The sequence below is a fragment of the Inquilinus sp. YAF38 genome (assembly GCF_052113205.1).
Classification (GTDB): Bacteria; Pseudomonadota; Alphaproteobacteria; order DSM-16000; family Inquilinaceae; genus Inquilinus.
In genome coordinates this window covers 18,929-31,219 of the sequence record NZ_JBFRCU010000041.1, presented here as the reverse complement: position 1 = coordinate 31,219, position 12,291 = coordinate 18,929, and the positions used below count along the sequence as shown (strand labels likewise).

Below are 12,291 nucleotides of genomic sequence, written 5' to 3'. Positions count from 1 at the left end.
TCCGCGCTTTTTTGTTGAGGGCGGCTGCGCGCAACCTGAACAACACGTTGCAAACTCTTAACGTGATCCGGAGCCTGGGCGGGATTAGCGTCCGGCCGATCCGTCCAATCGAGTTCCCCTCCATGTCCACGGCACAGCCGCAGGCGGTTTCCGTTCCGACTGCCGACGCGGCCGCCGTCACCGGCGGCCTGACCCTTCGACCCATGCACCAGCGCCTGAAGCCGGCCCTGCTGACCATCGTCACCCTGCTGCTGTTCGCCGGTGCCGCCTATGCGATCCGGCAGGAGCTGGCGGCGATGAGCTGGCACGACCTGATCGGCCGCATCCGCGCCCTGCCCTGGACCTCGGTCGGGCTGGCGCTGATGGGCACGATCGGCAGCTTTATCGCCCTGATGGGCTATGACTGGTCGGCGCTGCGCTATGTCGGTGCCCGGGTGCCGCTGCGGACCATGGCCCTGGCCAGCTTCTGCGGCTATGCCGTCGGCAACACCATCGGCGGCCTGATCACTGCCAGCTCGGTGCGCTACCGCGTCTACACCGCGACCGGGCTGGAGTTCGGCGACATCGCCAGAATCGCCGGCTTCTGCGCGCTGGCCTTCGGCTTCGGCATCGTCACGGTCGGCGCCGCCGGGGTGCTGCTGCAGCCGCATCTGCTGACCCGCGCGCTCGGCATTCACAGCGCCTGGACCAACGCCGGCGCCGCCGTGATCCTAGGCGGCGCCGCGCTGTTCCTGCTGCTCTGCGCCCTTCGCCGGCCCGGCCAGCCGTTCCTGGGCCGGATCCCGCTGCCCAGCTTCGGCATCGCCGCCGGCCAGCTGGTGATCTCGACGGTCGAGCTGCTGTTCGCCGGCCTCGCCTTCTGGGTCCTGCTGCCGCATGGCAGCGTGCCGTTCGGCGCTTTTTTCGTCGTCTTCGTCGTCGCCACCGTGGCCGGCATCATCAGCCATGTGCCGGGCGGCGTCGGCGTGTTCGAATCGGTGATGCTGCTCGGCCTCGGCTCGGTGCTGCCGCCGCAGGCCATCGCCGCGGCGCTGGTGGTCTATCGCGCGGTCTACTTCCTGATCCCGGTGATCCTCGCCGTCGGCATTCTCGCCAGTGCCGAGACCGCGCGCGGCGTGCGCCGGCTGCAGAGCCACGCCCCGACCCGGCTGACCCTCGACGTCGCCGGCCGGCTGATGCCGTCGGTGATGGCGGCGCTGATCTTCGTCGTCGGCACGCTGCTGCTGATCTCGGCCGCCACGCCGACGCTGAAGAGCCGCATCGAGATCCTGGAAGACCTGCCGATCGCCGTGGTCGAGCTGTCGCATATCCTTGCGGCGGTCACCGGGTTGGCGCTGCTGGTCGTCGCCTGGGGCCTGTTCCGACGGCTGATCGCGGCCTATTGGCTGACCCTGCTGCTGCTCGGCGTCAGCGCTGTGCTGGCCTTGGGCAAGGGCTTCGCCTGGCGCGAGGCGCTGCTGCTGCTGCTGTGCCTGGTCATCATGCTGCCCTGCCGGGAGGAGTTCTGGCGCCGCTCCGCCCTGTTCGACCAGCCGATGACCCCGGGCTGGCTGATCGCGGTCGGCAGCGTCGTCGGCGGCATGGCCTGGTTGACCTTCTTCTCGTTCCGCCACGTTGCCTATGCCAACGACCTGTGGTGGACCTTCGAGGTCCATGAGGAAGCGTCGCGCGCCCTGCGGGCCATGGTCGCGGTCAGCCTGCTCGCCACGCTGTACGGCCTGTGGCACCTGGTGCGGGCTCATCACGGCCGGATGACGGCGCCGACCGCGGCCGAGCTGCACCAGGCCGAGCAGATCCTGCGGCAGCAGCCCCGCGCCGAGGCCAACCTGGTGCGCATGGGCGACAAGGCGTTGCTGTTCTCGGACAGCGGCCGGGCCTTCCTGATGTACGCCATCCAGGGCCGGACCTGGGCCGCGCTGGGCGACCCGGTCGGCGCGCGCGAGGACTGGCCGGAGCTGATCTGGCGCTTCCGCGAGATGACCGAGGCCACCAGCGGCCGCCCGGCCTATTACGGCGTCCGGGCCGAGACCCTGCCGCTGTATCTCGACACCGGCATGACCTTGTCGAAGCTGGGCGAGGAGGCGCGGGTGCCGTTGCGGACCTTCACGCTCGAGGGCGGCAGCCGCAAGAAGGCGCTGCGTTACGCGCTGTCGCGCGGCGAGAAGGACGGGCTGACCTTCGAGATGGTGCCGGCCGGCTCCGGCTCAGGCCTGATCAGCGAGCTCGCCGCCGTCTCCGACGACTGGCTGCACAAGCAGGCGGCCAAGGAGAAGCGGTTCTCGCTCGGCGCCTTCATCCCCGACTATGTCCACGGCTCGCCGACGGCCCTGGTGCGCGAGAACGGCCGGCTGGTGGCCTTTGCCACGCTGATGGTGACCGACGAGAAGAGCGAGGTCGCCATCGACCTGATGCGACACACCGAGGCGAATTCCAAGCTGGTGATGGAGTTCCTGATCACGAAGCTGATCGTGCACTTCAAGGACCAGGGCTACGAGACGCTCAGCCTCGGCATGGCGCCGCTGTCGGGCCTGGAAAGCCACCCGCTGGCGCCGCTTTGGCACCGCATCGGCCGCTTCGTCTACCGCAGCGGCGCGCGCTTCTACAATTTCGAGGGGCTGCGCACCTTCAAGCAGAAATACGACCCGGTGTGGGAGCCGCGCTACCTGGCGACGCCGAGCGGCCTGGCCCCGGCCCTGGCCATCTCGGATATCGCGGCGCTGATCGGCGGCGGGATCAAGGGGCTGGTGGCACGATGAAACGCATCTCCTGGCTGGCCGCCGCCGGGCTGGCGGTGACGGCGGCGGTCGCGCTGGCCACAACGGCCTGGCTGATCCCCGACCAGCGCGCCTCGGCCGCATCGACGCGCAGCTATGATGGCGGCACCCTCGGCTCGGTCCGGCTGTGGCAGCCGGAGGGACAGCCGGGCTCCATGGTGTTCCTGCTGTCGGACGACACCGGCTGGACCGCAGAGTTCGACACCGCGGCGCAGCGGCTGCAGGACAGCGGCGCCTTCGTCGTCGGCGTCGACCTGAAGAGCTATCTCGACGGGCTGGAGCACAGCGACGACGAGGACTGCCACTCCCCGGCCGGCGATTTCGAGGATCTGAGCCAGCGGCTCGAGCGCGAGTTCAAATTCGCCGCCTACCATGCCCCGATCGTGGTCGGCCGGGGCCAGGGCGCCACCATGGCCTATGCCGCGGTGGCCCAGGCGGCCGCCAAGACCACGATCGCGGGCGGCGCCAGCATCGGCCCGTTGCCGCCGGTGAAGACCAAGCTGCCGCTGTGCTCCGGCCCCGCCGACACGCCGGTGGCGACGGCGGCTCCGGGCGGCGGCTTCACCTATGGGCCGCAGCCGCACATCCCCGGCTGGTGGCGCATCGGCCTGCAGCAGTCGGATGCGGCCGCGAGCGACCTCGCCGCGGCCTCGGGCGGCGAGGTGGTGACCCTGCCGCAGGACGCGCCGCTGGCCGATCAGGTCGTGGCGCTGCTGCACCAGGATGCGCCGGCGGATGCCGACGCCTCCGCCGTCAGCAGCCTGCCGCTGGAGGAGTTGCAGGCGTCCGGCCCCTCGCCCACCCTGGCGATCATCTATTCCGGCGATGGCGGCTGGCAAGATCTCGACAAAACAATCGGCGAAGCTCTTCAACAAAAAGGGGTTTCCGTCGTCGGCGTCGACAGCCTGCGCTACTTCTGGAGCCAGCAGACGCCGGAGCAGACGGCCAAGGACCTGGCCCATATCATCGACCATTACGGCAAGGCCTGGGGCGCCCAGCGGGTAATCCTGGTCGGCTATTCCTTCGGCGCCAATGTCCTGCCCTTCGCCTATAACCGGCTGCCGGCGGCGGAGAAGGCGAAGGTCGACCAGATCAGTCTGCTGGGCCTGGCCGAGCGGACTGATTTCGAGATCCGGGTCACCGGCTGGCTCGGCGTCAGTGCCGACGACGATGCGCCGCTGGTGGCGCCGGAGCTGAAGTCGATCGACCCGGCCCGGATCCAGTGCTTCTATGGCGAGGAGGAGGACGACACCGTCTGCCCGACCCCCGCCATGGCCGGCGCCGAGGTGATCAAGACCACCGGCGGGCACCATTTCGACGGCGACTACGACAGCCTCGCGCAGGTCATCATGGACGGCGCCGCGAAGCGTCAGAAGGCGGCCCTTTCGCCTGCGGCTACCAAGCCACCAAGCCCCTGATCTATCAACTTTAATCCGGTTGTCCACAGATCCGTCCACATTTGATCCCGCTATCCACAGCGGAAGGTCTCGGTGGTTATGGCGGTGCCATGCCCGGCTGCGGTAGGTTGGGCCGATGGAGAAGTTCCGTCCCGAATCCCCCCTCACCCTCGTTCACAGCGCCGACCAGACGGCGGGCCCGACGTACCGGCGCATGCCGGCGAACGAGGAGGCCGAGCAGGCGCTGCTCGGCGCCATTTTGGCCAACAACGCAGCGCTGGAGAAGGCGTCGGACTTCCTTCGGCCGGAGCATTTCTATGTGCCCGCCCATGGCCGGATCTACGGCGCGGCGCTGCGACTCGCGGAGCAGAACCGGATCGCCGACCCGATCAGCCTGAAGCAGTATTTCGAGACCGACAACGAGCTGGAGGGCGTCGGCGGCGCCCAGTACCTGACCGACCTGGCGGCCAGCGTGGTCTCGGTGATGAACGCCGAAGACTATGCCCAGACGATCTACGACCTGTCGCTGCGGCGCCAGTTGATCCTCGCCGGTGAGGAGATCGTCAACGACGCCTACAAGCTCGAAAACGAGATGGACGGCCCCGCCCAGATCCAGGAGGGCGAGGAGAAGCTGTACCGGCTGTCCAGCTCGGGCGTGCTGCGCAAGGATTTCGAGCCCTTCGGCGACGTCCTGGCGCGCGCCGTCGACGCCGCCGGCAAGGCGCTGGAGCGCGACACGCCGCTGACCGGCGTGACCACCGGCCTGGCCGAGATCGACAAGATGATGGGCGGCATGCAGCCCTCGGACCTGATCGTCCTGGCTGGCCGGCCAGGCATGGGCAAGACCGCGCTGGCCACCAACATGGCGTTCAACGCGGCCACCGCCTATCTGCGCAAGCACGGCAAGGAAGGCGCCGTGGTCGGCTTCTTCTCGATGGAAATGTCGGCCGATCAGCTCGCCGTCCGTATCCTGTCCGAGGTCGCCGAGATCGCGTCGGAACGGATCCGCAAGGGCGACATGAAGCGGTCCGACTTCCCGCGCGTGGTCGAGGCGGCAAACCTGATCCGGCAGACACCGTTCTTCATCGACGACACCGCCGGCGTTTCGATCAGTACCTTAAGAACGCGCGCCATGCGCTTGAAGCGGCAGCATAATCTCGGCATGCTGGTTGTCGATTATATCCAGTTGATGAGCGCCGGGTCGACCAAGAAGAACGAGAACCGGGTGCAGGAGATCTCGGAGATCACCCGTGGCCTGAAGATCCTGGCCAAGGACCTGAGCATCCCGGTGATCGCCCTGTCCCAGCTGTCGCGCCAGGTCGAGAACCGCGAGGACAAGCGGCCGCAGCTGTCCGACCTGCGCGAATCCGGCTCGATCGAGCAGGACGCCGACGTGGTCATGTTCGTCTATCGCGAGGCCTACTACCTGTCGAAGGGCGAGCCGCCCGAGGGCACGCCGGAGCACCAGGACTGGATGGCGGCGATGGACCGGGTGCACAACGTGGCCGAGGTCATCGTCGCCAAGCAGCGCCACGGCCCGACCGGCACAAGGCGGCTGCATTTCGAGGGCCAGTACACCAAGTTCTCCAACCTGCAGACCGATCCCAGCTTCGATGACCAGTGAGGCGGCGGCGCTCGGCCGGGCCGGCGCCCTGCTGACCATCGACCTCGACGCCATCGCCGGGAATTGGCGCCGGCTCCAGGCCCGGGGTGGCCCGGCGGAGTGCGGTGCCGTGCTCAAGGCCGATGCCTACGGCCTCGGCGCCGCGCCGGTCGGCCGCGCCCTGTTCACCGCCGGTGCCCGCAGCTTCTTCGTCGCTCATCTGGAGGAAGGGATCGCACTGCGGGCGGTGCTCGGTGAGGCGCGAATCATCGTGCTCAACGGCCTGCTGCCGGGCTTGGCCGCCGACTACACCGCCCATGACCTGATCCCGGCCCTGAACGACCCCGGAGAGATCGCCGCCTGGGCCGCACACGCAAACACACTCGGCACCGCCCTGCCCAGCTTCGTCCATCTCGACAGCGGCATGAACCGGCTCGGCCTCGCGCCCGAGGACCAGGACCGGCTGGCCGCCGATCCGACAGCCCTGGACGGCATCGGGCCGGTCACCTGGATGACCCACCTCGCCTGCGCCGAGGAAACGGGAAACCCGATGAGCCGGGCCCAGCTCGACCGCTTCCGCCGAGCCGTGGCGACGCTGCCGCCGGCGTCGGTCAGCATCGCCAACTCCTCCGGCATCTTCCTCGGCTCGGACTTCCATGGCGACCTGACCCGGCCCGGCGCCGCGCTCTACGGCATTAACCCGACGCCGGGCCGGCCGAATCCGATGGCCGATGTGCTGCGGCTCGAGGCCCGAATCCTGCAGATCCGCCGCGTTGACACCCCCATGACCGTTGGATACGGTGCCGCCCACCGCGTGGAGGGTCCGGCCAGGCTCGCGACGATCGCCGTGGGCTATGCCGACGGGGTCCCGCGAGCGGCGAGTGGTCGCGGCGCCGTGCGCATCGCAGGCTTCACCGCGCCGATCACCGGCCGCATCTCGATGGATCTGATCACGGTGGACGTGACCCACATTCCCGAACCGCTGGCCGCGCCCGGCGCCCTGGCCGAGATCATCGGCCCGGAGCTGCCGCCCGACCGGCTGGGCGAGAGCGCCGGCACCATCGGCTACGAGATCCTGACCAGCCTCGGCCGGCGCTACTCTCGCCGCTATACCGGCGGGGCCGAATGAACTTCCTCGCCGCGATCGGCCGCACCTTCCTCGCCTTCCTGGCCGCCGTCGGCCGCATCGCCCTGTTCGCCGGGACCGCGCTGGCGCAGTGCCTACGGCCGCCTTTGTATCCTCGGCTGTACCTGCGCCAGATCGTCGATATCGGCTACTACTCGCTGCCGGTGGTCGGGCTGACGGCGCTGTTCACCGGCATGGTGCTGGCGCTGCAGACCCAGGCGGGCTTCGCCCGCTTCGGCGCCGGCGGCTTCGGCGCCAGCGTCGTTCTGCTGTCGGTGGTGCGCGAGCTGGGGCCGGTCCTGGCCGGGCTGATGGTCGCCGGCCGCATCGGCGCCTCCATGGCCGCCGAGATCGGCACCATGCGGGTGACCGAGCAGATCGACGCGCTCAGCACCCTGTCGACCAACCCGTACAAATACCTGGTGGCACCGCGGCTGGTCGCCGGCCTGCTGATGCTGCCCTGCCTGGTGATCGTCGCCAACATCATCGGTGTGTTCGGCGGCTTCCTGATCAGCGTCTACCGGCTGGGTGACAATCCGTCGGCCTATATGGCGGCGACCTGGCAGGCCCTCGAGGTCGAGGACATCGTGCTCAGCCTGGTCAAGGCCGCGGTGTTCGGCTTCGTCGTGGCGCTGATGGGCAGCTATCACGGCTACAATTCGCGCGGTGGCGCGCAGGGCGTCGGCGCGGCCACCACCAACGCGGTGGTCTCCTCGTCGATCCTGATCCTGCTGCTCGATTTCGTGATCACCGGTCTGTTCGTATCATGACGCCCGCCACCCCCAAGATCCGCATCGAAGGCGTGCACAAGGGCTTCGGCCAGAAGCAGGTGCTGCGCGGCATCGACCTGGAGATCGCGTCCGGCGAATCCCTGGTCGTGATCGGCGGCTCGGGCACCGGCAAGTCGGTGCTGCTGAAGTCGATCCTGGGCCTGATCCGCCCGGATCGCGGCCGCATCCTGGTCGACGGCGCCGACACCATCCGGCTGTCCGGCAGCGACCGGGTCGACCTGATGAAGCGTTTCGGCATGCTGTTCCAGGGCGCCGCCCTGTTCGACAGCCTGGAGGTCTGGGAGAACGTGGCCTTCGGCCTGATCCAGGGCCGCGGCGAATCCCGCAAGCGGGCCAAGGAGATCGCGGTCGACAAGCTGGCCCAGGTCGGCCTCGGGCCTGAGGTCGCCACGCTCTATCCGGCCGAGCTGTCGGGCGGCATGCAGAAGCGTGTGGGCCTGGCCCGCGCCATCGCGGCGGAGCCGGAGATCATCTTCTTCGACGAGCCGACCACCGGCCTGGACCCGATCATGGCCGACGTGATCAACGACCTGATCGTGAAATGCCGCCGCGACCTCGGCGCCACCACCCTGTCGATCACCCATGACATGGCCAGCGCCCGCAAGATCGCCGACCGCATCGCCATGATCTATGAAGGCCGGATCATCTGGGCCGGGCCGGCGGCGCAGGTGGATGATTCCGGCAACGCCTATGTCGACCAGTTCGTGCACGGCCGCGCGGACGGGCCGATCCAGATGCAGGTCCGGGTTTCCTGACGTAAGATCAGCGCCGATGAGGGGACAAGCCTATTCCCATCTGTCATTGCCGGGCTTGACCCGGCAATCCAGAAGGTCTCGACAGTCTCTGGATGCCCGGGTCAAGCCCGGACATGACAGCATGGGGGCATTTGGTCCTCTTACCCTACCGTCGCTATAGGCCCTTCCGTGGCGAAGAACGCGACCCGCTACATCTGCCAGAACTGCGGCGCCAGCTACAGCCGCTGGGCCGGGCGCTGCGATTCTTGCGGCGAGTGGAACACCCTGGTCGAGGAAGTCGTCGAGGCCGCGCCGAAGGCATTCGGCGGGGCCAAGGCCGGCGGCGGCCGCGCCGTCGCCTTCACCGACCTGGCCGCGGCCACGATCGACGAGCCGCGCTGGCGCAGCGGCAATGACGAATTCGACCGGGTCTGCGGCGGCGGCATCGTCGCCGGCTCGGCCATCCTGATCGGCGGCGATCCCGGCATCGGCAAGTCGACACTGCTGCTGCAGGTGCTGTGCCGCCTGGCCGGCGGCATCGAATGCGCCTATGTCTCGGGCGAGGAGGCGGTCGACCAGATCCGCATGCGGGCCCGCCGCCTGGGCCTGGCCGACGCGCCGGTCCGCCTCGCCGCCTCGTCCAACGTCCGTGACATCATCGCCGCCATGGACCGGCCGGACGGGCCGAAGATCGTGGTGATCGATTCGATCCAGACCATGTTCCTGGAGGCGCTGGAAAGCGCGCCGGGCACTGTCGCCCAGGTCCGCGCCTCGGCCGCCGAGCTGATCCGCCATGCCAAGCGCCGCGGGACGGCGCTGCTGATCGTCGGCCATGTCACCAAGGACGGGGCCATCGCCGGCCCGCGCGTGCTCGAGCACATGGTCGACACCGTGCTCTATTTCGAGGGTGAGCGCGGCCACCAGTTCCGCATCCTGCGCGCGGTGAAGAACCGCTTCGGCGCGACCGACGAGATCGGCGTGTTCGAGATGACGGATGTCGGCCTGGCCGAGGTGAGCAACCCGTCCGAGCTGTTCCTGGCCGACCGCAGCGGCGACGTCTCCGGCGCCGCGGTCTTCGCCGGGCTGGAAGGCACCCGGCCGGTGCTGGTCGAGATCCAGGCCCTGGTCGCCCCCTCATCGCTCGGCACCCCGCGCCGCGCCGTGGTCGGCTGGGACAGCGCCCGGCTGGCCATGGTGCTGGCGGTGCTGGAGGCGCGCTGCGGCGTCGCCATCGGCATGAACGACGTTTATCTCAACGTCGCCGGCGGCCTGCGCATTGCCGAGCCGGCGGCGGATCTGGCGGTGGCGGCCGCCCTGCTGTCCTCCCTCACCGGCGTGCCGGTGCCGCGCGACACGGTGGTGTTCGGCGAGATCGGCCTGTCCGGCGAGATCCGCGCCGTGGGCCAGGGCGATGCGCGGCTGAAGGAAGCCGCGAAGCTTGGATTCGCCGCCGCGATCGTGCCACAAGGGCACCCGAAGCGGGGCCGCGCCGCCAGCCGTGACGCGTCGCCGATCGAACGGCGGAGCATCGCGAGGCTGGAGGAACTGGTGGCCCTGTTCAGCACCGACGGACGCGGCGCATCGGCAGGCCGTCGCAGGAGTTTCGAGGAGACCGATCCTGGATAGCCTTCCCATCTCCGCCGGCGACATCGCGATCCTGATCATCCTCGCCATCTCCGCCTTCCTGGCGCTGGCGCGCGGTTTCGTGGCCGAGGTGCTGTCGATCGCCGGCTGGCTCGGCGCCGCGCTGGTGACGCTGTGGACCTTCAACGACGCCAAGCCCTATCTGCGCCAGTACATCCAGATGCAGCTGCTGGCCGACATTCTGACCGGCGTCGGCATCTTCGTCGTGGCGCTGGTGATCTTCTCCACCATCAGCCATCTGATCGCCCGGGTGGTGAAGGGCTCGGCGCTCAGCGCCGTCGACCGCTCGCTCGGCTTCGTCTTCGGCATCGTCCGCGGCGCCGTTCTGGTCTGCCTGGCCTATCTGCTGCTTACCTGGGTGTTCCCCGAGACCCGGCGGCCGCCCTGGCTGGAGAATGCCCGGATGCTGCCCTGGGTGCAGGCCGGCGCCGAATATCTGAAGAGCCTGGTGCCGCAGGAGGCGCTGGCCGGGGCGATCGACAAGGCCAAGCAGGAGGCTCCGGCCCTGGCGCCGCAGATCGCCGACCCGATCGGCAGCCTGCTCAAGCAGAACCAGCCCCCCACCCAGCCACAACCGGCGCAGCCGCCGACCTCCGCTCCGCCTGCGCCCGGCATCACCCCGACACACCCGACGCAGACGCATCCGGCCCCCACGTCGAACGCGGGTGCAACCGGTGGCGGTTGACACTATATAGGCGCCAGACGTTCCGAGTTGGCGCCGATGGCGCCCAGGATCAGGAGCCTTCGCGGCCACATGCTGACGACAGATCCTTTCGACCTCACCGGCGACACGCTCCGTGAGGAGTGCGGCATCTTCGGCATCATCGGGCACCCCGAGGCCGCCGCGATGACCGCGCTGGGGCTGCACGCACTGCAGCATCGCGGCCAGGAGGCCTGCGGCATCGTCTCGCATGACGGCGAGCAGTTCTATGTTCACCGCGCCAACGGCCTGGTCGGCGACGCCTTTTCGTCGCAGGCGGTGGTTGGCCAGCTCAAGGGCAATGCCGCGATCGGCCATGACCGCTACGCCACCACCGGCGGTGCCGGCCTGCGCAACGTCCAGCCGCTGTTCGCGGATTTCGAGTTCGGCGGCTTCGCCATCTCGCACAACGGCAACCTGACCAATGCCGGCCGACTGCGGCACCAGCTGGTCAGCCGCGGCTGTCTGTTCCAGTCGACCTCGGACACCGAGGTGTTCCTGCACCTGATGGCGACCGCCCGCGGCGGCAACGTGATCGACCGGCTGGTCGAGGCGATGCGCCAGGTCGAGGGCGCCTATTCGCTGATCGCCCTGTCGTCCGACCATGTCATCGGCATCCGCGACCCGATGGGCTTCCGGCCGATGGTGCTGGGCAAGCTGGAGACCGCATCCGGCACCAGCCATGTGCTGGCGTCGGAGACTTGCGCGCTGGACATCATCGATGCCGAGTTCATCCGCGACGTCGAACCGGGCGAGATGGTGGTGCTGACCGCCGAGGGCGTCACCAGCATCAAGCCGTTCCAGCCGGCCGAGCGACGCTTCTGCATCTTCGAATATATCTACTTCGCCCGTCCGGACAGCGTGCTCGAGGGCTCCTCGGTCTACCAGGCGCGGCGTCGGATCGGCGCCGAGCTGGCAGTCGAGTCGCCGGTCGAGGCCGACGTGATCATCCCGGTGCCGGATTCGGGCGTGCCGTCGGCCATCGGCTTCGCGGCGCAGAGCGGCGTGCCGTTCGAGCTCGGCATCATCCGCAACCACTATGTCGGCCGCACCTTCATCGAGCCGACCGACCAGATCCGCCATCTCGGCGTGCGCCTGAAGCACAACGCCAACCGGGCGATGATCGAGGGCCGCCGGGTGGTGCTGGTCGACGATTCGATCGTGCGCGGCACCACCAGCCAGAAGATCGTGAAGATGGTGCGCGCGGCCGGCGCCAAGGAGGTCCATATGCGGATCTCCAGCCCGCCGACCACCAATCCCTGCTTCTACGGCGTCGACACGCCGGAGAAGTCGAAGCTGCTGGCGAGCAACTACTCGGTCGCGCAGATGGCCGAGCTGATCGGCGTCGAAAGCCTGGCCTTCATCTCGATCGACGGGCTGTACCGGGCGATGGGCGCGCCGAAGCGGGCCGGCAACGCCCGGCAGTTCTGCGACGCCTGCTTCACCGGCGACTATCCGACACCGCTGACCGACCATACGGCGGCGCCGCGCCGCAGCTCCGCCCTCTCCGAGCGCGTCTGAC

Annotated in this window: 9 protein-coding genes; all 9 read left to right on the top strand. The window is 69.0% G+C overall.

Annotated elements, in window-relative coordinates; genetic code table 11:
• Positions 1–122 precede the first annotated feature (122 nt).
• Positions 123–2,756 carry a bifunctional lysylphosphatidylglycerol flippase/synthetase MprF gene (mprF, locus tag AB4Z01_RS19120; protein WP_441696142.1) on the top strand — a complete coding sequence of 878 codons (2,634 nt, stop codon included), beginning with the start codon at positions 123–125 and terminating at the stop codon, positions 2,754–2,756.
• Positions 2,753–4,192 carry a virulence factor family protein gene (locus AB4Z01_RS19115; protein ID WP_441696140.1) on the top strand — a complete coding sequence of 480 codons (1,440 nt, stop codon included), beginning with the start codon at positions 2,753–2,755 and terminating at the stop codon, positions 4,190–4,192. Before mprF ends, AB4Z01_RS19115 begins: the two co-directional genes overlap by 4 nt.
• 115 nt (positions 4,193–4,307) lie before the next feature.
• Positions 4,308–5,795, top strand: coding sequence for a replicative DNA helicase (locus AB4Z01_RS19110; RefSeq protein WP_441696138.1), 1,488 nt, complete (start codon positions 4,308–4,310; stop codon positions 5,793–5,795).
• Complete coding sequence (gene alr, locus AB4Z01_RS19105) at positions 5,785–6,903, top strand: alanine racemase (RefSeq protein WP_441696136.1); 1,119 nt, start codon at positions 5,785–5,787, stop codon at positions 6,901–6,903. The genes AB4Z01_RS19110 and alr overlap by 11 nt, the downstream gene beginning before the upstream one ends.
• Positions 6,900–7,670 (top strand): MlaE family ABC transporter permease, encoded by a 771-nt coding sequence (locus AB4Z01_RS19100; RefSeq protein ID WP_441696134.1) that lies wholly within the window; start codon positions 6,900–6,902, stop codon positions 7,668–7,670. Before alr ends, AB4Z01_RS19100 begins: the two co-directional genes overlap by 4 nt.
• Complete coding sequence (locus AB4Z01_RS19095) at positions 7,667–8,446, top strand: ABC transporter ATP-binding protein (RefSeq protein WP_441696132.1); 780 nt, start codon at positions 7,667–7,669, stop codon at positions 8,444–8,446. The genes AB4Z01_RS19100 and AB4Z01_RS19095 overlap by 4 nt, the downstream gene beginning before the upstream one ends.
• A 168-nt stretch (positions 8,447–8,614) precedes the next feature.
• The gene (radA, locus tag AB4Z01_RS19090; RefSeq protein ID WP_441696130.1) at positions 8,615–10,051 is read left to right on the top strand and encodes a DNA repair protein RadA; all 1,437 of its coding nucleotides are present in this window, start codon (positions 8,615–8,617) and stop codon (positions 10,049–10,051) included.
• Positions 10,041–10,754 (top strand): CvpA family protein, encoded by a 714-nt coding sequence (locus AB4Z01_RS19085; protein ID WP_441696195.1) that lies wholly within the window; start codon positions 10,041–10,043, stop codon positions 10,752–10,754. Before radA ends, AB4Z01_RS19085 begins: the two co-directional genes overlap by 11 nt.
• A gap of 69 nt (positions 10,755–10,823) precedes the next feature.
• The gene (gene purF, locus AB4Z01_RS19080; protein WP_441696128.1) at positions 10,824–12,290 is read left to right on the top strand and encodes an amidophosphoribosyltransferase; all 1,467 of its coding nucleotides are present in this window, start codon (positions 10,824–10,826) and stop codon (positions 12,288–12,290) included.
• The last annotated feature ends 1 nt before the right edge of the window (position 12,291 follow it).

Bases quoted from the DNA above. Each gene is read 5' to 3' on its own strand.
- AB4Z01_RS19110 (WP_441696138.1), top strand. From the start codon at position 4,308: ATGGAGAAGTTCCGTCCCGAATCCCCCCTCACCCTCGTTCACAGCGCC.
- AB4Z01_RS19115 (WP_441696140.1), top strand. From the start codon at position 2,753: ATGAAACGCATCTCCTGGCTGGCCGCCGCCGGGCTGGCGGTGACGGCG.
- purF (WP_441696128.1), top strand. From the start codon at position 10,824: ATGCTGACGACAGATCCTTTCGACCTCACCGGCGACACGCTCCGTGAG.
- AB4Z01_RS19100 (WP_441696134.1), top strand. From the start codon at position 6,900: ATGAACTTCCTCGCCGCGATCGGCCGCACCTTCCTCGCCTTCCTGGCC.
- mprF (WP_441696142.1), top strand. From the start codon at position 123: ATGTCCACGGCACAGCCGCAGGCGGTTTCCGTTCCGACTGCCGACGCG.
- AB4Z01_RS19095 (WP_441696132.1), top strand. From the start codon at position 7,667: ATGACGCCCGCCACCCCCAAGATCCGCATCGAAGGCGTGCACAAGGGC.
- alr (WP_441696136.1), top strand. From the start codon at position 5,785: ATGACCAGTGAGGCGGCGGCGCTCGGCCGGGCCGGCGCCCTGCTGACC.